The following is a 20512-nucleotide window of genomic DNA, read 5'->3' on the forward strand; positions in this document are numbered from 1 at the left end:
CGCACCCGGTCATGTCCGTGCTCCACTCGCCCCGAAGGCCAGGCGGGCTGCTCCGCGCCGCCCTCGCCGCCGTGGCCGCCGCCGTGCTCTCCTGCACGATGGCGGCCCCGGCCGCCGCCGACGAGCCCGGCTGGACCGCCGAGCCCGTCGCGGGGAGCGCACCGGCGGCGGCGAAGTCCGGGGCCCGCCCGTACTTCTACCTCTCGGGTACCTCCGGCACGGTGCTGGAGGACCGCCTCGCCCTGGCCAACACCAGCGACCAGGAGCACACCATCACCCTGCGCGGCGCCGACGCCTACAACACGGCGGCCGGCGCCTTCGCCGTGCGCTCCGCCAGGGAGTCGACCGGCGCGGGCCTGTGGATCAGCTTCGGCGCGGGCACCACGGTCAAGGTCCCGGCGCACACCCGCGCCGTGGTCCCCTTCACCGTGACCGTGCCGCCCGGCTCCCCGCCGGGGGACCACCCGGCCGCCGTCGTCGCCACCGAGGCCGGGCGAGAGGTGGGCGTACGGGTCCACCTGCGCGTCGACGGCCCGGCGCTGGCGGCGCTCACGGTCGAGGACGTCGCCGTACGGGGCAAGGGCGCGACCGCGCGCGTCGCGTACACGCTGGTCAACCGCGGCAACGTGGCCCTCGCCCCCGAGCTCGCCATCAGCGCCGAGGGAGCCCTCGGCAAGGTCGCGGGCCGCAGCATCCGCGCCCTGCCGGTCGAGGTGCTGCCCGGCCAGCGCGTCGAGCTGACCGAACCCTGGCCCGGCGCGCCCGTGTTCGACCGGGTCGCCCTGACCCTCACCGTCACGGCCCCCGGCGGCGCCCGCGCCACGGGGAGCACCTCGGCCTGGTTCGTGCCCTGGGGCATCGCGGGCGCGACCGGCCTCGGGCTGCTGGGCCTCGGCGCCGTCGCGGCGGCCGCGCTGCTCCTGGAACGCAAGCGGCGGACCCGGTCCGGTGACGGACCCGGATCCGGGCCCGCACCGCACGGGAGCGCCGTACCCGAAGAAGCCCCAGCGCCGGAACACGAGTTGACGGGAGCACCCAGGTGAGCGCCAAGGCCGGTGGGAGACACGGCAAAGTCAGGGCCCTGGTCGCCGCGGGACGCGCGGGGCTGGCGGCGGGGCTGGTGGTGTGCGCGCTGGCGCTGTTCACCGCGGCCCCGGCCGCCGCGGACGACGGGCCCGAACCCGCCGTGGCCCTCTCGCTCAAGGAGGCCGCCAAGGGCACGGAGATAGCCGTCACCGGAACCGGCTGGCGGGCCAAGACCATGGTGATGCTGCTGGTCTGCGGGCAGAACATGATCGGCGGCACCAACAGCTGCGCCAACGCGGACGGCGTGGCCGTCTCGGTCGCCGACGACGGGCACTTCTCCGCCCAGCTCCCGGTGGTGGCCCCGCCCAAGCCCTGCCCCTGCGTGGTCAACGTGACCTCCGTCAACGGGGACCAGTCCACCGTCGGGGCCCCGCTGAAGATCATCGACCACCCGGTGGCCGACCTGCCCGCCGAGGGCGGCACGGCCCGGCTCGCGCTGCTCACCGGGGTCCGGCTCAAGGGCGAGGACGGGGTGCTGACCTGGTTCGGGGCCCCGCCCGGCCGGAAGTTCACGGTCACCGTGGGCAACCTCGGCTCCGCCGCGGTCAAGGACCCGGTCTTCCAGCTCGGCACCGCCCACGGGGTGTTCGCGCCGACCTGGGAAGAGGTCCGCTGGAAGGGCACCGTCCCGCCCGGCGGCAAGGCGGAGATCTCCCTCGACGCCACCCTGCCGGCCGGCGCCCACGGCGACTACACGCTCTCCCTCAAGTACGGGGAGACGGTCCTGGCCACCCAGCCCTGGGGCGTGGCCCGCCCGTACGGGGTGCTGCTGTTCTGGGGCCTGCTCCTGCTGGTGATCCCGGCCGCGATCTTCCGGATCGGCATGGCCGTCGTCGACAAGGTCCGCCCCCGCGCGGGTCTCTCGGCGAGCGGCCGCCACCGCGGCCACCGGCCGCAGCCCGACCCGGCGGCGGCGGTGACCGCCCGGCTGCCCCGGATCCCGGCGGTACGGGGGCCCGCGCGGGGCCCCGTACGAGGACCGCTGGCCCGCTCCGCCCCGCCGGCCGAACCCCCACAGACCACCACGGCGGCACTGCCGTGGTTCACCCCGGACAGCGCGCCGGGGACACAGGAAACACAAGCACCTGCACCACAGACGTCCGCACCGTCTGAGAACAGTCCGACGACGAAGGGACTTCAGTGAAAACCCAACGGAGGGCGAGCGCGGCCGCGGTCGCGCTGCTGCTCGGCGGCGCGGGCATCGCCATGGGGGCCACACCGGCTCAGGCGGCCGTGGTCGACGTGCAGTACAAGTGCAAGACGCCCATCGGCGACAAGGAAGCGGTGTCGCCGATCGACATCAAGGGCGTCAAGGAGGGCGGCGGCTACAAGCTGACGATGTCCTTCCAGAAGGGCGTCTCCTCCAGCCCCATCGAGCTCGGCGCGGGCGCGATGACTCCCAGCGCCGAGATCGTGCTCGGCGGCGCGGAGCAGGGGAAGGTCGCGGTGCAGGGCGCGCCCAACGCGGAGCCGATCCCCGCCAACACGCCCATCAAGATCAATGACCTGACGGGCATCTACACGCCCAAGAAGTCGGGCAAGGTGACCTTCACCGCCGGCGTCCTGCTGATCAAGGCGCTGGGTACGACCACGACCTGCACCCCGGGCAACAACCCCGGGCCCTCCCTCGAACTGGACGTGACGGCCGGCGGCAGCTCCCCGTCGCCCAGCAGTCCGCCGCCGACCAGCAAGCCGCCCACGAGCCCGCCGCCCACCAGCAAGCCCCCGACCACCCCTCCGCCCACCACGGCTCCGCCCACCAGTCCCGCGCCCTCCCCGACCGGCGGGGGCCAGACGGACTTCCCGGGCCAGCCCGTCGACGTCACCTTCGACTGCGGGACCTTCATGCCGAACGGCCCGCTGAACGGCAAGGTGACGATCAGCGCGAAGAAGAACGGCGGCAGCTACGACCTGACGGCCGCGACCGCCAAGGGCGTGATGAACAGCCCGGCGGACCTTCCGGCGGGCGCGCTCCAGCCCGCGCTGGACATCAAGCTCGGCGGCGCCGACAGCGGCATCGTCAAGGTCAGCGGCCCGGGCAACCCCGAGCCGATCAAGGCCGGCACCCCGGTCAGCCTCAGTGACATGAAGGGCACCTACAAGCCGGGCAAGACCGGCAAGACCACGCTGACCCCGGACAAGCTGACGATCAACGTGGTCATGGCCCCGGGCGCCGCCCCGATCGTGGTGCCCTGCGCCGCCACCAAGAGCGCCGTCTCGCTCACGCTCGACACCGCCGCCCAGCCCGGCGGCTCCGGCACCTCGGGCGGGAGCACCTCGGGCGGCACCTCCGGCAGCACCTCGGGCGGCCTCGCCCAGACCGGAGCGTCGGACGACGGCGGCATCAAGGCCCTGGCCCTGGTCGCCGGCACGGTCATGCTGCTCGGCGCGGCGGTCTTCACCTTCACCCCGTGGCGCCGCCTGCGCGGCCAGCGCTAACGGGTAGCCCCGACCGCACCCGGAACGGGAACGGGAACGGCCCGGCACACCTTTCGGTGTGCCGGGCCGTTCCGCGGGGTCGGACGCGTCAGTGGACGGTGCCCATCAGCGACTGGACCTTCTTGCGGTACGAGTAGACCGCGATGCCCGCGACCACCGCCGCCAAGGCCTCGAAGCCGATGATCCACGTGCCGTTCAGGTCCACCTTGGCGATGGAGAGCAGGCTGGTGATGCAGTCACCGGCGGTGACGGCGAGGAACCAGACGCCCATCATCTGGGAGGCGTACTTCTGGGGGGCCATCTTCGTGGTGACGGAGAGGCCGACCGGGGAGACGCACAGCTCACCGATGGTCTGGATCATGTAGATCGAGACGAGCCACATCGGGGAGACCTTGACGTCGCCGCCCGCCATGTTCATCGGGACGATGAAGACGAAGAACGAGGCGCCGATCAGGACCAGACCCATCGCGAACTTCACGATGGTGTTCGGCTCCTGGTTCTTGCGGGCCAGCCACAGCCACAGCCAGGCGAAGACCGGGGCCAGGGCCATCACGAACAGCGGGTTCAGCGACTGGTACCAGGTGGCCGAGAAGCCGAGGCCGAAGACGGTGTCGGCGGTCTTGTCGTCCGCGAACAGGGACAGCGTGGAGCCACCCTGGTCGTAGATCATCCAGAAGACGGCGGCGGCGATGAAGAAGAAGATGTACGCGGTCATCTTCGACTGCTCGGTGACCGACAGGTCCTTGTCGCGCTTGATGCGCGTCAGCACGGCGATCGGGATGAACAGGCCGGCCAGCGTCAGCGGGACCAGGGCCCAGTTCAGCGTGTAGGCACCCAGGGCGACCACGGCGCCGTAGAAGACGGCGACACCGAGAACGGCGAGGGCGACCTTGGTGAGGACGGCCTTGCGCTCCTCCGGCGTCAGCGGGTTCGGGACCAGGCTGCTCTTCGGGCTCAGGTGCTTGGTGCCGAGCAGGAACTGGGTCAGACCCAGGGCCATGCCGACGGCGGCGAGGGCGAAGCCCAGGTGCCAGTTGTGCTCCTTGCCGACCGTACCGACGACCAGCGGGGCGACGAAGGCACCGAGGTTGATGCCGATGTAGAAGAGCGTGAAGCCACCGTCACGGCGCGGGTCCTCGGGACCGTCGTACAGGTGGCCGACCATCGTGGAGATGTTGGCCTTCAGCAGACCGGAACCGGCTGCGACGAGGATCAGACCGACGAAGAACATCGCCTGGCCCGGCACGGCCAGCGACACGTGACCGGCGATGATCACGAAGCCGGCGATGGCGACCGTCTTGCGGGCGCCCCAGACGCGGTCACCGAACCATCCGCCCGGCATGGCCATGAGGTAGACCATCGAGACGTACACGGAGTAGATGGCCGTGGTCGTCGCCGCGGTCATCGCGAGGCCGCCGCCCTGGCTGCCCGTGGCGGCGTCGGCGCCGCCCGAGACCAGGTAGTACACGAGGAGGGCGCGCATGCCGTAGTAGGAGAACCGCTCCCACATCTCGGTCATGAACAGAGTGGCCAGGCCACGGGGGTGTCCGAAGAAGGTCTTCTCGGTGGAGGGGTCCGCCGAGTCCTTCGTCAGGCTGGAAGCCATGGTCGATCCTTGCTTGCTCGGGACGCGCGGCTTCGTGAGCACAACGGCGCCCGGTGAGGGGTGGCCGGTACCGGCTTCGGATGTTCCGGACCCCACGCCCGGGGGTTCGCTCCGCGGGGGCGAAGACGGAAGAACATCCACAACCGGGATCCACGCCCTGCCGCGCTTCATCGCGCGAAGGGCCCGGCCCATAGGTCATTCACTGTCATCTGCCCGGAACGGGCGGTGCGACAACAATGCCTGCCCGATCAGGGCAGAAATAGAGACTTTCGGCTGGTTTTGGCTCGAAAGTCTCGTGGAGGTAGTGCATCAGGCGTCTCGACACCATACGACACGACAGTGCCGCATATGAAAGTACTTGAGATATGGATCACAGGTTGCAGCGGAACCAACTGGGTACATTCGAAGGCCGTTAGGGCTTGATAAGCCCAGATAGACAGGGCCTTGCAGGCGGGCCTCTTCTTTCCGCCGCCGCGGACTACCATCACCCACATGACGCGTGTACTGCTCGCCGAGGACGACGCATCCATCTCGGAACCCCTGGCCCGCGCCCTGCGCCGGGAAGGGTACGAGGTCGAGGTCCGGGAGGACGGCCCCACCGCCCTGGACGCGGGACTGCAGGGCGGCATCGACCTCGTCGTGCTGGACCTGGGCCTGCCGGGCATGGACGGTCTGGAGGTCGCCCGCCGGCTGCGCGCCGAGGGCCACGGGTTCCCGATCCTGGTCCTGACCGCCCGCGCCGACGAGGTCGACACGGTCGTCGGCCTGGACGCCGGCGCCGACGACTACGTGACCAAGCCCTTCCGGCTCGCCGAGCTGCTCGCCCGCGTGCGGGCCCTCCTGCGGCGCGGCGCCAACGAGGCCTCCCAGGCCCCGGCCACCCACGGGGTGCGCATCGACGTCGAATCGCACCGCGCGTGGATGGGCGAGGAGGAGCTCCAGCTCACGGCGAAGGAGTTCGACCTGCTGCGCGTCCTCGTGCGCGACGCGGGCCGGGTCGTCACCCGCGACCAGCTCATGCGCGAGGTCTGGGACACCACCTGGTGGTCCTCCACCAAGACCCTCGACATGCACATCTCCTGGCTGCGCAAGAAGCTCGGCGACGACGCGGCCAACCCCCGCTACATCGCCACCGTCCGCGGGGTCGGCTTCCGCTTCGAGAAGAGCTGAGAGCACCGCCGGGAAGAGCCGCAATCACCCGGGACCCTATATCTAGGGCATTCTCGGAGCCATGCGCCGCCGCCTGATCAACTCCACGCTCGCCGTGGTGCTCGTCGTCATCGCCGTCTTCGGGGTCTCCCTCGTCATCGTCGAGACCCGCACCATCACCAGCAGCGCCCAGGACCGCATCGAGTCCGAGGCGCTGCGGCTGGTGGGCATCGTCGAGAGCGACGTCCTGGAGAAGAAGCCGGTCGACGCCGGCGCCCTCGCCGAACAGCTCGACCCCGGCCGGTACGCCCGGATCACGATCCCCGGCCGGGAAGCGGTCGAGGTCGGGACGCGCATCACCGACAGCGTCATCCGGGGCACCGCCCGCGGGGAGCAGGGCGAGACCGTGGTCGTCGAGGAGTCCCGCTCCACCGTCACCCGCGAGGTCGGCCGGACCCTGGCCGTGGTCGGCGCCGTAGCCCTGCTCGCCGTCGTGGCCGCCGTCCTGCTCGCCGTACGCCAGGCCAACCGGCTGGCCTCCCCGCTCACGGACCTCGCCGAGACGGCCGAGCGCCTGGGATCGGGCGACCCGCGGCCCCGCCACAAGCGGTACGGGGTCCCCGAGCTGGACCGGGTCGCGGACGTACTGGACTCCAGCGCCGAGCGGATCGGCCGCATGCTCACCGCCGAGCGGCGCCTGGCCGCGGACGCCTCGCACCAGCTGCGCACCCCGCTCACCGCCCTGTCGATGCGGCTGGAGGAGATCACCGTCACCGACGACCTGGAGACCGTACGGGAGGAGGCGACGATCGCCCTCACCCAGGTGGAGCGGCTCACGGACGTGGTCCAGCGGCTCCTGACGAACTCCAGGGACCCGCGCACGGGCTCGGCCGTCCCCTTCGACCTGGACGAGGTCGTCAAACAGCAGCTGGAGGAGTGGCGCCCCGCCTACCGCAGCGCCGGCCGGGCCGTGGTCCGCTCCGGGAAGACCGGCATCCGCGCCGTGGGCACCCCGGGCGCGGTCTCGCAGGTCCTGGCGACCCTGGTGGAGAACTCCCTCATGCACGGCGGCGGCACCGTGGCCCTGCGCACCCGCGTGATCGGCAACCAGGCCGTACTGGAGGTCACGGACGAGGGACCGGGCGTCCCGCCGGACCTCGGCAACCGGATCTTCGAGCGGGCCATCAGCGGCCGCAACTCCACCGGCATCGGCCTCGCCGTGGCCCGGGACCTCGCGGAGGCCGACGGCGGTCGCCTGGAGTTGCTCCAGACCCGGCCGCCGGTGTTCGCCCTGTTCCTCAGCCGGACCGCGCCGGAGCGCGCCGAGCAGGAGCAGACGGTCCGCTGAGGGCGGCCGCGGGCGGGGAAGCTCAGTTCGCGGCGGTCTCCGGGGTCCGCGCCGCCGTGGACTGCGCGTCCGCCGGAGCCGCGTGGGCCGCCGGGGCCTGGCCGTCGCGCTGCTCGACGACCAGCGAGGCCGCGGGCGGCGCGGGCAGGGCCTTGAAGACCCACGTGCGGTAGGACCAGAAGCGGAACACGGTGGCGATGCCGATGCCCGTGAACTTGAAGAAGTTCGAGGCGAGCGGCCCGTCCCAGTGGAAGCCGTAGGTGGCCGTGAACAGGATGCCGTTCTCGATCACGAGCCCGATCGCGCTGAACGCGACGAACAGCCCGAGCTCACGGGTGCGGCCCGCTCCGGTCCGGTCGGCCCGGTCCCGGTAGGCGAAGTAGCGGAAGCCCAGGTAGTTCGTGACGATGGCCACCAGGGTGGCTATCACGCTCGCGCGCACCACCTGGAGATCGGTGACCTGCCGGATCAGGTTGAAGACGCCCAGGTTGACCAGGACCCCCAGCCCGCCGACGGCCCCGAACCTGGCGATCTCGCGCGCGAGCCCGCGCACGCGGTCGAGGACGGATCCGTTCTCCGGCTTGCTCATATGAGGCTCAGTCCTGTCTTCGGGGCCCCCGTATGAGGCGTCACACGTTTACTCCACACGTTGACCCGTGCGCGCCCATGCTAAGTGTCGCCCCATCGGTACGTCTGCGCCTTCGGACACCGTGCGACACACGGCACATCCATCACACCCGACACCGCACCCGACCGCCGGGTACCGGCCAGGGGCGTCCCCATGCGGGTCCGGATGGCGGAATACCGCCGGATACCCTGGAGGAGTGACGTTCCCGGTAGTCGGCATGGTCGGCGGCGGACAGCTCGCCCGCATGACCCACGAGGCGGGTATCCCCCTCGGCATCAGATTCAAGATCCTCAGTGACACCCCACAGGACTCGGCGGCCCAGGTCGTGAGCGACGTCGTCATCGGCGACTATCGCGATCTGGAAACCCTCCGCGCCTTCGCGCGCGGCTGTGACGTGATCACCTTCGACCACGAGCACGTGCCCATCGCGCACCTGCGGGCCCTGGAAGCGGACGGCATCCCCGTCCGCCCGGGACCCGACGCGCTGATGCACGCCGCGGACAAGGGGGTGATGCGCGCCCGCCTCGACGAGATCGGCGCGCCCAGCCCCCGCCACCGGATCGTGAGCGATCCGGCGGACGCGGCGGCCTTCGCCGAAGAGGTCGGCGGGTTCCCCGTCATCCTCAAGACGGTGCGCGGCGGGTACGACGGAAAGGGCGTGTGGTTCGTCCGTACGCAGGCGGACGCCGAGGCCCCGTTCAAGGCGGGCGTCCCGGTCCTGGCCGAGGAGAAGGTGGACTACGTCCGCGAGCTCGCGGCCAACATCGTCCGCTCCCCGCACGGCCAGGCCGTGTCCTACCCCGTCGTGGAGTCCATCCAGGTGGACGGGGTCTGCGACACGGTCATCGCCCCCGCCCCGAACCTCTCGGAGGCCCTCGCCGGCGAGGCCCAGGCCCTGGCCCTGCGCATCGCCAAGGAACTCGACGTGACCGGCCACCTGGCCGTGGAACTGTTCGAGACCACCGACGGCCGGATCCTGGTCAACGAACTGGCGATGCGCCCGCACAACAGCGGCCACTGGACGCAGGACGGTGCCATCACCTCCCAGTTCGCCAACCACGTACGGGCCGTCCTGGACCTCCCCCTCGGCGACCCGCGCCCCCGCGCCCGCTGGACGGTCATGGCGAACGTGCTCGGCGGGGACTACCCCGACATGTACGCGGCGTACCTCCACTGCATGGCCCACGACCCCCAGCTGAAGATCCACATGTACGGCAAGGACGTGAAACAGGGCCGCAAGGTCGGCCACGTCAACACCTACGGCGACGATCTGGACGATGTGCTGGAGCGCGCACGTCACGCAGCCGGCTACCTCAGAGGAACCATCCAAGAATGAGCACCTCCGCAGCAGCTCCCGTCATCGGCATCGTCATGGGATCGGACTCCGACTGGCCCGTCATGGAGGCCGCGGCCCAGGCCCTCGACGAGTTCGAGATCCCCTACGAGGTCGACGTGGTCTCCGCGCACCGGATGCCGCGCGAGATGATCGCGTACGGGGAGCGGGCCGACGGGCGCGGCCTGAAGGCGATCATCGCGGGCGCGGGCGGGGCCGCCCACCTGCCCGGCATGCTCGCCTCCGTCACCCCGCTGCCCGTCATCGGCGTACCCGTCCCGCTGAAGTACCTCGACGGCATGGACTCCCTGATGTCGATCGTCCAGATGCCGGCCGGAATCCCCGTCGCCACCGTCTCGATCGCCGGCGCCCGCAACGCCGGGCTGCTGGCCGTACGGATGCTGGCCGCGCACGACCCGGAGCTGCGCGCCCGCATGAACGACTTCCTCCACGACCTCAACGACCAGGCCACGGAGAAGGGCAAGCGGCTGCGCAACAAGGTCGCCGGCCAGGAGTCGTTCGGATTCGGCAAGTGACCCCCGTCAACGCCGAGGGCGGGACGGGGGCCGCCCGGCACCTGGACGCGGCGCGCGAACTGCTCGCCGAGCACCCGGTCGTCGACGGACACAACGACCTGCCCTGGGCCCTGCGCGAGACGGTGCGCTACGACCTGGACCGGCGGGACATCGGCCGCGACCAGAAGGGCCACCTGCACACCGACATCCCCCGGCTGCGCGCCGGCGGTGTCGGCGCGCAGTTCTGGTCGGTCTACGTGCGCTCCGACTACGCGGGCGACGAGGCGGTCAGCGCCACCCTGGAGCAGATCGACGTCGTCGCCCAGCTGATCGACCGTTACCCGCGCGACCTGGTGCGGGCCCTGACGGCCGACGACATGGAGGCGGCGCGCGCCGAGGGCCGGATCGCCTCGCTGATGGGCGCCGAGGGCGGGCACTCCATCAACAACTCGCTCGCCACCCTGCGCGCCCTGCACCAGCTCGGCGTGCGGTACATGACGCTCACGCACAACGACACCATCGACTGGGCGGATTCGGCGACCGACGAGCCCCGGCACGGGGGCCTCAGCGAGTTCGGCCGCGAGGTCGTCCGCGAGATGAACCGGATCGGCATGCTCGTCGACCTCTCGCACGTCGCCGCGACCACGATGCGCGACGCGCTCGCGGTCACGGCGGCGCCGGTGGTCTTCTCGCACTCCTCGGCCCGGGCCGTCTGCGATCACGTGCGCAACATCCCCGACGACGTGCTGGCGCTGCTGCCGGCCAACGGCGGGGTCGCGATGGCCACCTTCGTGCCCAAGTTCATCCTCCCGGCAGCCGTCGAGTGGACCCTGGCAGCCGACGAGAACCTGCGCGCGCACGGCTACCACCACCTCGACACCACCCCCGGGGCGATGGCCCTGCACCGGGCCTTCGAGGAGGCGCGCCCGCGCCCGGTGGCCACGGCCGCGACCGTCGCAGACCACCTCGACCACATGCGCGAGGTGGCCGGCGTCGACCACATCGGCATCGGCGGGGACTACGACGGCACCGCCTTCACCCCGTCCGGGCTGGACGACGTGGCCGGGTACCCCAACCTGGTCGCCGAGCTGCTGGCCCGCCGCTGGTCGAAGGCCGACCTGGCGAAGCTGACCTGGTCGAACGCGGTACGGACGCTGCGCGACGCCGAAGCGGTGGCGCGCGAGCAGTCGGCCTCCCGGGGCCCGTCCAACGCCGTGCTCCCGGTGTCGGCCGCTTCCTGACCGGCCCGCCCGGCGGATCCGGCGCACGGGCTGTGACCAGCGAAATCCTGCCGGTTACACCCGAACGCCACATCCGCCGGGCGCCTCCGGCGTCCCACATGTCACGGTGGCACCATCTTCCCTGCTTCTCTCCCGCTGCTTTTCGCAACGACACAGCCGCCGAGACCGGAGCGCACGCCATGGCCGACCTGCAGGACGAACCGCACACGAACCCGGTGACCCCCGTGGGCCCCGGCTCCCTAGGAGCCGAGGATCCCACCGGCGCATTGCTCCCGGGCGCCCTGGACCGGGCCGCCGCACTGCTCAGCGTCCATCCCGTCGTGGATGGCTGCAACACCCTCGTCTGGACCCTGCGCGAGAGTCCGTACCACGACATCGAGACCTCGGACGCGGGCGTCGACACCGACATCCCGCGGCTGCGCGCCGGGGGAGTGGGGGCCCAGTTCTGGTCGCTGCTCATGCCGAGCGAGGCCGAGGCCACCGACCAGGTGGTGTCCGACACCCTGGAACAGATCGACGTGGCGCTGGCCCTGATGCGCCGTTACCCCGACAGCCTCTGCCTCGGGCTGACCGCCGACGACCTGGCGGACGCCCGCAACCGGGGCCGCATCTCCTCCCTCCTCGGCCCCGTGCCGGGCCGCACCCTGACGGACTCGCTGGGAGTGCTGCGCGCCTTCCACGCACTGGGCGTACGGATCCTCGCGCCGGCCGGAGCGCCGTGGGCGATGGAGGGGCTGACGGCCTTCGGCCACGACGTGGTCAAGGAGATGAACCGGCTGGCGATGCTGCTGGACCTCCGGGGCTGCCCGCCCGCGCCGGCCTGCCAGCTCGCCGCGGCCTCCAAGGCGCCGGTGATCATCTCGCACACCGGGGCGGCCGCCCTCAACCCGCACCCGGACAACGTGACCGACGAGGTGCTGCTCGCGCTGCGCGCGGCGAACGGCCTGGCGATGGTCAGCTTCGACAGCGCGCTGACCGGGGACTCCCTGCACGCGGTGGCGGACCACGTGGACCACGTACGAGCCGTCGCGGGCCCCCACTGCGTGGGCCTGGGCGCCGGCTTCGGCGCCGAGCCGGGCGTCCCCCGGCCGACGGGACTGACGGATCCCTCGGGCTATCCGCGACTGATCGCGGAACTGCTGGAGCGGGGCTGGCCGGAGACCGACCTGGCGCTGCTGACCTGGGGGAACGCCCAGCGGGTGGTGCGGGACGCGGAGTTCACGGCCCGCGCGGCGCAGCACCGCAGGGCGTCCTGAGAAGGATTCAGACGCGCGCCGGGACCGAGGTCCCGGCCTTGGACGCCGGGGCCGCCGAGGCCTCGGCGTCCTTCCCGTCCACGGACCCGCTTCCGGGCAGGGGGCTGACGCTGGCCCGCCACAGGCGCAGGCAGGACCAGACGGCGGCCCAGGCCAGCAGGCCGTTGCGGAGCACCAGGAGGAACGTGCCGAAGGCGGTGCCCGGGAGGATCTCCGAGCCGTAGGTGAGCGGGTAGATCGCGGTGCTGAGCGCGGTCGAGGCCACGATCAGCCAGGCCACCGGCCGCTGCGTGGTGTGCTTGCAGGTCAGGCAGACGGCCGCGAGGCCGACCAGCCAGATCAGGTACTGCGGGCTGAGCACGCGGCTGGTGATGGTGAAGACGAGGATGGCGCACAGCGCGGCGTCCAGCGGGGTCGCGGTCGTCCAGCGCCGGGCCTTCACCCGCCACAGCAGCAGCCACGCGAACCCGACGACCGTGAGGCCGACGGAGAGCAGGGCGACGCTGGAGACGTACGGGCCGAGGTACTCGTAGGCGCCGTAGCGGACTTCGACCTTCCCGGACCAGGCGCCGACGAGCTTGCCGAGCATCAGGGCGGAGCCGCCGAGGGACTCGACCTGGATGCCGCGGTTGCCCTGGTTGCCCAGGAAGCCGAGGGTGTCGCGGAAGAACAGCGCGAGCACGGCGAGCAGGACGGCCCCGGCCGCCAGGGCCGAGACGACGGCGTCGCGGGTGGTGCGGCCGCGCGGGGTGCCGATCAGCGTGAGCAGCGGCCAGACCTTGACCAGGGCCCCGACTCCGGCGAGGACCCCGCCGAGCTTGCGGCGGAAGCGCAGGCACAGCAGCGAGCCGACGGCGAGCAGGGTGACCTGGAGGTCGTAGCGGCCGAAGGGCAGCGACAGCAGCAGCGGCAGCGTGGTCAGCCACAGCACGGCGCCGGCCAGGCTGCCGTCGGTGCGCCGGGCGGCGCGGACCAGGCCGATGGTGATCAGCGCGTCGCAGACCACGGTCAGGGCGACGAAGGCCTGGAAGTAGCTGAGGAAGGGGAGCAGGTCGGGCGACAGGAAGATCGCCGCGGCGGCCGGCGGGTACTGCCACATGACGTCGTCGTGCGGCATGGTCCCCGTGACGAGGACGTCGTACCAGTTGTTGTAGGTCTGGGTGATCTCCACGCGCACCGAGGAGGTGCCGTGCAGGTTCACCACCAGGAGGACCACCATCAGCGTCCGGGTGGCCAGCCAGAACCCCGCCATGGCCAGGCGGCCGGCGCGCCCGCGGAGTGCGGAATCGATGGTCGTGCTCGTACTGGTCATCGGCCGTGAGTCTAGCGATCCATTGCGTGCGGCCCGGCGGCTGCCGCCAACGATCCGGTGACGAGATGTGAAACCGCGCATTCCGGAACGAAGCGCATCAAGGTCCGCCGGGGGCGGACCCGGAGGTCAGGCGCGCGGGCGGCCCATCGCGCGGTAGGTCCAGCCGGCGGCGCGCCACAGGGCGGGGTCGAGGGCGTTGCGGCCGTCGAGGACGAGCCGGTCGGTGACGACCTCGCCGAGGGCCGCGGGGTCCAGGTCGCGGAACTCCCGCCACTCGGTGAGGTGCAGGACCACCTCGGCGCCGCGGGCGGCGTCCAGGGCGGTGTCGGCGTACCCGAGGGTGGGGAAGACGCGGCGGGCGTTGTCCATGCCCTTGGGGTCGTAGACGGTGACCTGGCCGCCCTGGAGGTGGATCTGGCCGGCCACGTTCAGCGCCGGGGAGTCGCGGACGTCGTCGGAGTCCGGCTTGAAGGTGGCGCCGAGCACGGCGACCCGCTTGCCGAGGAAGGAGCCGCCGACGGCATCGCGGGCCAGCTCGACCATGTGGCCGCGGCGGCGCATGTTGATGGAGTCGACCTCGCGCAGGAAGGTCAGCGCCTGGTCGGCGCCGAGCTCGCCGGCCCGCGCCATGAACGCGCGGATGTCCTTGGGCAGGCAGCCGCCGCCGAAACCGATGCCGGCGCGCAGGAACTTCTTCCCGATGCGCTCGTCGTACCCGATGGCCTCGGCCAGCTTCACCACGTCGCCGCCGGCGGCCTCGCAGACCTCGGCCATGGCGTTGATGAAGGAGATCTTCGTGGCGAGGAAGGAGTTCGCGGCGGTCTTGACGAGTTCGGCCGTGGGGAAGTCGGTGACGACCAGCGGCGTGCCCTCGCCCATGGGGGTCGCGTAGACCTCCCGCAGGAGCTTCTCGGCGCGCGCCGTGGCGTTGGTGGTGACCCCGATGACGATCCGGTCCGGGTGCAGGGTGTCCTGGACGGCGAAGCCCTCGCGCAGGAACTCAGGGTTCCAGGCGAGCTCGATCTCCTCGCCGGCCGGGGCGAGCGCGGTCAGCTTCGCGGCGAGGCGCTCGGCGGAGCCGACGGGCACGGTGGACTTGCCGACGACCAGGGCGGCCCGGGTCAGGTGCGGGGCGAGCGATTCCATGGCGGAGTCGACGTAGCTCATGTCGCAGGCGTACTCGCCGTGCTTCTGCGGGGTGTTCACGCAGACGAAGTGGACGTCACCGAAGGCGCCGACCTCCTCCCAGGAGGTGGTGAAGCGCAGCCGGCCCGTGGAGCCCGGCAGTCCGGCCACGTGGGCGGAGAGCAACTCCTCCAGTCCCGGCTCGTACATGGGGACGCGGCCGGCGGCGAGCATGGCGATCTTCTCCGGCACCACGTCCAGTCCGAGCACCTCGAACCCCAGCTCCGCCATTGCCGCGGCGTGCGTGGCGCCGAGGTATCCGGTGCCGATCACAGTGATCTTGAGGGGGGCCATGAGTGCTCCTGGAGGTGCTGGGCCGTTCGCGGCAACCGAGCATAGTCGGGCCGGTGACCGGGGATGCATTCCGGCGTCCGTCACCCGTCCGCCACCCGATGGCCACACCGTAGCCGCCCGTCCGATGCCCGCGCAGGGCCGGCCGTCCTGCAGCTGTCGGGCCGGCTGTCATGCAACTCACGTGCGACGCCCGTGTCGCGGTCGGCGCACGGACACTAAGCTTGGGCTACTTAACGGTAGTTAACACCACGCACCACCTGGGGAGTGAGAGATCTTGGCGGGTTCTGCCGACTTCGACCTGTACCGCCCGGCCGAGGAGCACGACATGCTCCGCGAGTCCGTCCGCGCGCTCGCCGAGGCGAAGATCATGCCCTTCGCCGCCGCGGTCGACGAGGAGTCCCGCTTTCCGCAGGAGGCCCTGGACGCCCTCGTCGCCAGCGACCTGCACGCCGTCCACGTGCCCGAGACCTACGGCGGCGCGGGCGCCGACGCCCTCGCCACCGTGATCGTGATCGAGGAGGTGGCCCGCGTCTGCGCGTCCTCCTCCCTCATCCCGGCGGTCAACAAGCTCGGCTCGCTCCCGGTGATCCTCTCCGGCTCCGAGGAGCTCAAGGCCAAGTACCTCGGCCCGCTGGCCAAGGGCGACGCGATGTTCTCCTACGCCCTCTCCGAGCCCGACGCGGGCTCCGACGCCGCGGGCATGAAGACCCGCGCCGTGCGCGACGGGGACTTCTGGGTGCTCAACGGCGTCAAGCGCTGGATCACCAACGCCGGCGTCTCCGAGTACTACACGGTCATGGCCGTCACCGACCCGGAGAAGCGCTCCAAGGGCATCAGCGCCTTCGTCGTCGAGAAGTCCGACGAGGGCGTCTCCTTCGGCGCCCCGGAGAAGAAGCTCGGCATCAAGGGCTCCCCGACGCGCGAGGTCTACCTCGACAACGTCCGCATCCCGGCCGACCGCATGATCGGCGCCGAGGGCACCGGATTCGCCACCGCGATGAAGACCCTCGACCACACCCGCATCACCATCGCCGCCCAGGCGCTGGGCATCGCCCAGGGCGCGCTGGACTACGCCAAGGGCTACGTCCAGGAGCGCAAGCAGTTCGGCAAGCCGATCGGCGACTTCCAGGGCGTGCAGTTCATGCTCGCGGACATGGCCATGAAGATCGAGGCCGCCCGCCAGCTGACCTACGCGGCCGCGGCCCGCTCGGAGCGCGTCTCCGGCGGCGGCCCGCACGAGGACCTTACCTTCTTCGGCGCCGCGGCCAAGTGCTTCGCCTCGGACGTGGCCATGGAGGTCACCACGGACGCGGTCCAGCTCCTCGGCGGCTACGGCTACACCCGTGACTACCCGGTGGAGCGCATGATGCGCGACGCGAAGATCACGCAGATTTATGAAGGCACGAATCAGGTTCAGCGGATCGTGATGGCAAGGAACCTGCCGTAGCAGTGTTTTCGCAGGTCAGCATCCTTCTCCGGTGATCTCGGAGTGGTGATCGGCTTCCGGTCCGTTCGGGCCCGTTCCGGGCCTTTCCTGGGCGTCATGCTGGGGAAATCCTGGGCGGACACAGGGCCCGAAACAGGTACTGACCTGCATAGACGGCAAGGCCCCCGGCGTGATGCCGGGGGCCCTCTGTCTGAGCTTGGTCAGGCGACTTCGGCCCGCTCGGTGGGGTCGTCCGCGCCGGGGGTCAGCATGGTCGCGATGGCTGCACGTCCGCGCTGCTCGGCCCCTTCGAAGAGGTAGTGATAGTGCTCACGGAGCACGTCCGTGCTGCTGTGCCCCATCCAGTCGGCCACATCGTTCTCAGGGACGCCCGCGTAGAGCAGCCGGGAGCCGTAGTAGTGCCGCATTGAATGCGGTTTGCAGTAGGGCACCTCGCCCTTCGTCAGGGCCACCAACCAGATTTGCCGGTAGAAGTACGAGGCGTACACGTACCCGGTCCGGGTGACGTTCGGGAACAGCAGGCGCTCCGGTCCCCATGTGCCGTGGTTCTTGATGTGCCTGCGCAGCTCGAAAGCCACGTTCGGCGGAAGCGGCACGACGCGCCCTGGCTCCTCCTCGTCACGGGCCTTGATGTGCCGCCGCTGTAGCGCACTGTTCTTCCCCGACTCGGATTCGCCGTCCTCCGCAATCTGGAAATCGACGCGCAGGACCTCGGCCTGGAAGTCGATCTGATCGCGCGAGACCGCCATGGCCTCACCGATGCGGAGCCCGCATCCCGCCATGAGCCAGAGCATCGCTCGATACCGGGGCGGGGCCCCGTTCAGCATGGCCAGGACTTCCCGAGTCGTCAGCCGCCGGGCGTTGCTCTTGTGCTCGCGGATCTCCTTGGCGCGGCTGCCCGCGTGCCTGACCTTCTTGCACGGGTTGCGCCCGATGATCTCGTTGACCACGGCCCAATCCATCATCCCGGAGAAGAACGAGAAGCGCTGGCGCCGGGTTCGGGCTGCCAGCTTCCGGTCCTGCTCCATCCACAACAGCCACTGCTCGATGTCCGCGACCTTCAAGGACGCGATGGAGCGAGCCTTGAAGAACGGTTCCAGGGTCGTGTTCTGGATCGAGCGGTACTGCTTCTTGGTGCTGTTCTCCAGCTTCCTTTGATTGGTCCACTGCTCCCAGACCGCCGTCACGGGCTGCCTCCCCAGCTTGTCGTCCAGGTAGGTCCCGGCGTCGAGCTCCTGCTCCTTCCGCTTCCGGTGGTCGTCGGCGCGCTTCTTGGTCTCGAACGACTTCTGGCGCTGCTTGCCATCCGGGTCGTACCAGAACGTCGTCCACTTCTTCGCGTCGTCCTTTGAGCGCGCTACCCATGCCCTTGCCACAGCAGTGCCGGCCTTTCAGTCGATGAATGGGCCGCCCCCCGGTGTCGTGCATGGCCGCCCCGGCCTCAGTCTGCACAATGACCACCCTGGGTTGTCAACACAGGGTGGGTCACCCCGGGTGGTGTACGGTAGGGGCATGAAGGCAGACGAGAGCGGATTCGAGATCACCCAGCAGCAGGGCAGTTGGGTGATTCGGATGTGGTGGCCGACTGGGTCGATCACGGGAGGCCCGCAGCGCATGACCTTGGAGCCGGTCGACGGTGCCGAGCCACGTGACGTTGCGCGCGGGATCTCTACGACCGTCCTCAGGAGGCTGGACATTGCCGCCGCGTTGAACCTGGCCAAGAAGGCTCCAGAGGCGCAGCGAACGCTTGAGGACCTCTCGCGGCAGGTGGAGGCTACGGGCGAGGCTGCCGGGCGCCTCCTGGCGGCCGAGGGGGTCTCAGAGCGCTATCTGGCGACGCTCACGCTGGCGTACTCCGCCATGGCGGAAAGCGGTGCCCCAGCGCCGATTCCTTGGCTTGCCCGCTTGATCGAACGTCGGCCCGAGACGGTCAAGGATCACCTGAAGAAGGCGCGGCGGGACGGTTACTTGGGCACCCTCGCAGGCAAGGCCGGCGGAGAAGTGACCGATAAAGCCAAGGCGGCGCTGGGGCTCGATGGTGAGCAGTGACGCTTGGTTGAGCCCGTAGTGCGCGGACAAGGTCCGGGCTGAACGGTGGACGGGCCACTTCCTCTCAGGTCTCTCCCACCCCTCAGCCGGCCAGCGCGGAGCGTGACGTGAAGCGCGCCACGGTTGTCCAGATGGACGCCTACTGCCCGCCCCCGAAGCAACCCCCCCGTGGATGTGCCAGTGCAGCGGCAGGCAAACGAATCAAGCCCCGTCCAATCGGCCGGGGCTTGATTCGTTGCTTCGACTACTTCAGAGGACAGGGCAGATGGCGTTCAGCGCGGTTCGGTGAGCAGGTCACTACGGCCACGGAGTGGAAGACCTTGCCGCTGAGGTAGTGGCCCAGGGACACATCCCCGCCCCACGTCAGCCGCTCGGCGGCGGACTTCACCATGAGCACGAGACGCGTCGCCTCAGCGTCTTGGATGGAGCCAAACCGGGGCGCGAACTCGGCGAGTTGAAGGGCCACCCATTCCCCGGCCTCCTTGGGCTCCTCCCACGTGCCGCGCACGAGGGAGGCAGGCTTCATCAGCCAGTGCGCTGTCTGGATAGGCGGAAGGTCGGAATATGGGAACTCTGCCACCGCCTGACGGTGGCGCTGTCTCACGTCTTCCGGACTGGTAGCGGTCGGCTGCTCACCGGGCAGCCGACGAAGCCCTTCCTTGTCGAACGTTTCTTTCTCCCCAACCCATGCGTAGCCGTGGTGATGCACTGCTCTGCTCCGATCCTGGGAATGGCGACGGCCCCGCCCGTCGGCGTGTGGGCGGGGCCGTCATTCAGGGGTGGTGCGGGACCGCTAGCCGCTGCCCGGCTATGCGGAGAGGTCGAAGCGCGCGGGGTCGATGCCCGCCGCGTTCAGTTCCTCAGTGGTGAAGCGCAGAGGCTGCACGTCCGGGCGCTTGCTGTCACCCAGGGCCCACGCGTCGGGGCCGATCTTGGCGAGTGTCACGCACGCTTCGCCGTCCGGGTGGGTGTTGCCGCCGCACGCCTTCGAGAAGGCGGCGGTGTCGATGTCGAGCGCGTACAGGTCGGTCATCGTTGCCCTTCCTGATCATCTGACGGCCCACCGAGGGCCGCCTCCCGCTCTCATTGAGCGGAAGCTCTGGTGCCCCTCATGGCCTCGGCCATCTGCTCCACTACGCCAGCCGGGAGCATCCCCAGGTGCACGTACGCGAGGCCGTTGTATGTGACCGTGGGGCGCACACCGCTCCAGGCGCTCTCGGGGACGCCGAGAGCGGCCAAGGCTGCGCGTAGGGATTCGACGGCGTCCGTGGCCCGTGTGTGGCCGTCTCGCCAGGTCTGCATGTCCATCACGCGGCCACCACGCGGGCGGGGCACTTGTCGTGTCGATAGACGGGGGCGGGCGCGCCCGAGGTGCGGTCAATAGCCCCTCGGAGTGCCGGCTCCAGGTCCCCGATCGGCTGGTGACAGGCGGAGCACTCGTGTCCGGGCGCGAAGGTCAGGTACTCCCACGCGTCCCGGTCGAACTCCGGGGCCTCCGTCTTCTTCGCCCTCGCCATATCGCGCCCCTAACCGCACACGCACACTGTGCGGTGCTCGCCGTTACTCGGTGTGAAGACGACGTTAGGGAGGGCACCAGTGAGGCATCCAGGGTCTTGCACGAGCT

19 protein-coding genes are annotated in these 20512 nt (G+C 70.6%); 11 read left to right on the plus strand and 8 right to left on the minus strand.

Features of this window, described 5'->3' with window-relative positions; genetic code table 11:
• Positions 1–11: 11 nt before the first annotated feature.
• The 3 genes from OG898_RS16410 (at position 12) to OG898_RS16420 (ending at position 3525) form a co-directional block, all read left to right on the plus strand.
• Complete coding sequence (locus OG898_RS16410; protein ID WP_266957654.1) at positions 12–1043, plus strand: hypothetical protein; 1032 nt, start codon at positions 12–14, stop codon at positions 1041–1043.
• A 74-nt stretch (positions 1044–1117) separates the two neighbouring features.
• Positions 1118–2230, plus strand: a complete 1113-nt coding sequence (locus OG898_RS16415; protein ID WP_266960286.1) for a hypothetical protein — start codon at positions 1118–1120, stop codon at positions 2228–2230.
• The gene (locus OG898_RS16420; protein WP_250736853.1) at positions 2227–3525 is read left to right on the plus strand and encodes a hypothetical protein; all 1299 of its coding nucleotides are present in this window, start codon (positions 2227–2229) and stop codon (positions 3523–3525) included. The genes OG898_RS16415 and OG898_RS16420 overlap by 4 nt, the downstream gene beginning before the upstream one ends.
• A gap of 88 nt (positions 3526–3613) precedes the next feature.
• On the opposite strand, the gene OG898_RS16425 is transcribed toward OG898_RS16420, so the two are convergent.
• Positions 3614–5131 carry a peptide MFS transporter gene (locus tag OG898_RS16425; RefSeq protein WP_266957657.1) on the minus strand — a complete coding sequence of 506 codons (1518 nt, stop codon included), beginning with the start codon at positions 5129–5131 and terminating at the stop codon, positions 3614–3616.
• Between the two features lie 492 nt (positions 5132–5623).
• Between OG898_RS16425 and OG898_RS16430 the strand changes: the two genes are divergently transcribed.
• Together OG898_RS16430 and OG898_RS16435 are read left to right on the plus strand one after the other, a co-directional pair.
• Positions 5624–6301, plus strand: coding sequence for a response regulator transcription factor (locus tag OG898_RS16430; RefSeq protein WP_250736849.1), 678 nt, complete (start codon positions 5624–5626; stop codon positions 6299–6301).
• A gap of 61 nt (positions 6302–6362) precedes the next feature.
• Positions 6363–7628 carry an ATP-binding protein gene (locus OG898_RS16435; protein WP_266957659.1) on the plus strand — a complete coding sequence of 422 codons (1266 nt, stop codon included), beginning with the start codon at positions 6363–6365 and terminating at the stop codon, positions 7626–7628.
• A gap of 22 nt (positions 7629–7650) precedes the next feature.
• Here the strand turns inward: OG898_RS16435 and OG898_RS16440 are convergent, their stop codons facing one another.
• Complete coding sequence (locus tag OG898_RS16440) at positions 7651–8217, minus strand: GtrA family protein (RefSeq protein ID WP_266957661.1); 567 nt, start codon at positions 8215–8217, stop codon at positions 7651–7653.
• A gap of 235 nt (positions 8218–8452) precedes the next feature.
• Between OG898_RS16440 and OG898_RS16445 the strand changes: the two genes are divergently transcribed.
• The 4 genes from OG898_RS16445 (at position 8453) to OG898_RS16460 (ending at position 12601) form a co-directional block, all read left to right on the plus strand.
• Positions 8453–9592 (plus strand): 5-(carboxyamino)imidazole ribonucleotide synthase, encoded by a 1140-nt coding sequence (locus OG898_RS16445; RefSeq protein WP_308313368.1) that lies wholly within the window; start codon positions 8453–8455, stop codon positions 9590–9592.
• Entirely contained in the window at positions 9589–10125 is a 537-nt protein-coding gene (gene purE, locus OG898_RS16450) for a 5-(carboxyamino)imidazole ribonucleotide mutase (RefSeq protein ID WP_250736839.1), read from the plus strand. The genes OG898_RS16445 and purE overlap by 4 nt, the downstream gene beginning before the upstream one ends.
• Positions 10122–11345, plus strand: coding sequence for a dipeptidase (locus OG898_RS16455; RefSeq protein WP_250736838.1), 1224 nt, complete (start codon positions 10122–10124; stop codon positions 11343–11345). Before purE ends, OG898_RS16455 begins: the two co-directional genes overlap by 4 nt.
• A gap of 179 nt (positions 11346–11524) precedes the next feature.
• A complete protein-coding gene (locus OG898_RS16460) occupies positions 11525–12601 on the plus strand; it encodes a membrane dipeptidase (RefSeq protein ID WP_250736836.1) in 1077 nt (358 codons plus the stop codon).
• 7 nt (positions 12602–12608) lie between these two features.
• On the opposite strand, the gene OG898_RS16465 is transcribed toward OG898_RS16460, so the two are convergent.
• The gene (locus tag OG898_RS16465; RefSeq protein ID WP_266957666.1) at positions 12609–13913 is read right to left on the minus strand and encodes a glycosyltransferase family 87 protein; all 1305 of its coding nucleotides are present in this window, start codon (positions 13911–13913) and stop codon (positions 12609–12611) included.
• Between the two features lie 126 nt (positions 13914–14039).
• The gene (locus OG898_RS16470; protein ID WP_266957668.1) at positions 14040–15392 is read right to left on the minus strand and encodes a UDP-glucose/GDP-mannose dehydrogenase family protein; all 1353 of its coding nucleotides are present in this window, start codon (positions 15390–15392) and stop codon (positions 14040–14042) included.
• A 274-nt stretch (positions 15393–15666) separates the two neighbouring features.
• On the opposite strand from OG898_RS16470, the gene OG898_RS16475 reads away from it, so the two are divergent.
• Entirely contained in the window at positions 15667–16839 is a 1173-nt protein-coding gene (locus OG898_RS16475) for an acyl-CoA dehydrogenase family protein (protein WP_250736830.1), read from the plus strand.
• A 200-nt stretch (positions 16840–17039) separates the two neighbouring features.
• Here OG898_RS16475 and OG898_RS16480 read toward each other — a convergent pair whose 3' ends face one another.
• Positions 17040–18215, minus strand: a complete 1176-nt coding sequence (locus OG898_RS16480) for a site-specific integrase (protein WP_266957670.1) — start codon at positions 18213–18215, stop codon at positions 17040–17042.
• A gap of 136 nt (positions 18216–18351) precedes the next feature.
• Here OG898_RS16480 and OG898_RS16485 point away from each other — a divergent pair, with 136 nt between their 5' ends.
• Positions 18352–18888, plus strand: coding sequence for a hypothetical protein (locus OG898_RS16485; RefSeq protein WP_266957672.1), 537 nt, complete (start codon positions 18352–18354; stop codon positions 18886–18888).
• Positions 18889–19132: 244 nt separating this feature from the next.
• Here the strand turns inward: OG898_RS16485 and OG898_RS16490 are convergent, their stop codons facing one another.
• From OG898_RS16490 to OG898_RS16500, 3 genes are all read right to left on the minus strand, one after another.
• Complete coding sequence (locus OG898_RS16490) at positions 19133–19597, minus strand: hypothetical protein (protein ID WP_266957674.1); 465 nt, start codon at positions 19595–19597, stop codon at positions 19133–19135.
• A gap of 99 nt (positions 19598–19696) precedes the next feature.
• Entirely contained in the window at positions 19697–19921 is a 225-nt protein-coding gene (locus OG898_RS16495) for a DUF397 domain-containing protein (protein ID WP_266957676.1), read from the minus strand.
• Positions 19922–20195: 274 nt separating this feature from the next.
• Positions 20196–20405 (minus strand): hypothetical protein, encoded by a 210-nt coding sequence (locus OG898_RS16500; protein WP_266957678.1) that lies wholly within the window; start codon positions 20403–20405, stop codon positions 20196–20198.
• Between the last annotated feature and the right edge of the window lie 107 nt (positions 20406–20512).

Source organism: Streptomyces sp. NBC_00193 (assembly GCF_026342735.1).
GTDB lineage: Bacteria > Actinomycetota > Actinomycetes > Streptomycetales > Streptomycetaceae > Streptomyces > Streptomyces stoeckheimensis.

Excerpts from the sequence above, each read along its gene's own strand:
- OG898_RS16495 (WP_266957676.1), bottom strand. The coding sequence starts at position 19,921 with ATGACCGACCTGTACGCGCTCGACATCGACACCGCCGCCTTCTCGAAG.
- OG898_RS16465 (WP_266957666.1), bottom strand. The coding sequence starts at position 13,913 with ATGACCAGTACGAGCACGACCATCGATTCCGCACTCCGCGGGCGCGCC.
- OG898_RS16460 (WP_250736836.1), top strand. The coding sequence starts at position 11,525 with ATGGCCGACCTGCAGGACGAACCGCACACGAACCCGGTGACCCCCGTG.
- OG898_RS16440 (WP_266957661.1), bottom strand. The coding sequence starts at position 8,217 with ATGAGCAAGCCGGAGAACGGATCCGTCCTCGACCGCGTGCGCGGGCTC.
- purE (WP_250736839.1), top strand. The coding sequence starts at position 9,589 with ATGAGCACCTCCGCAGCAGCTCCCGTCATCGGCATCGTCATGGGATCG.
- OG898_RS16410 (WP_266957654.1), top strand. The coding sequence starts at position 12 with ATGTCCGTGCTCCACTCGCCCCGAAGGCCAGGCGGGCTGCTCCGCGCC.
- OG898_RS16425 (WP_266957657.1), bottom strand. The coding sequence starts at position 5,131 with ATGGCTTCCAGCCTGACGAAGGACTCGGCGGACCCCTCCACCGAGAAG.
- OG898_RS16485 (WP_266957672.1), top strand. The coding sequence starts at position 18,352 with ATGAAGGCAGACGAGAGCGGATTCGAGATCACCCAGCAGCAGGGCAGT.
- OG898_RS16500 (WP_266957678.1), bottom strand. The coding sequence starts at position 20,405 with ATGGCGAGGGCGAAGAAGACGGAGGCCCCGGAGTTCGACCGGGACGCG.
- OG898_RS16430 (WP_250736849.1), top strand. The coding sequence starts at position 5,624 with ATGACGCGTGTACTGCTCGCCGAGGACGACGCATCCATCTCGGAACCC.
- OG898_RS16470 (WP_266957668.1), bottom strand. The coding sequence starts at position 15,392 with ATGGCCCCCCTCAAGATCACTGTGATCGGCACCGGATACCTCGGCGCC.
- OG898_RS16435 (WP_266957659.1), top strand. The coding sequence starts at position 6,363 with ATGCGCCGCCGCCTGATCAACTCCACGCTCGCCGTGGTGCTCGTCGTC.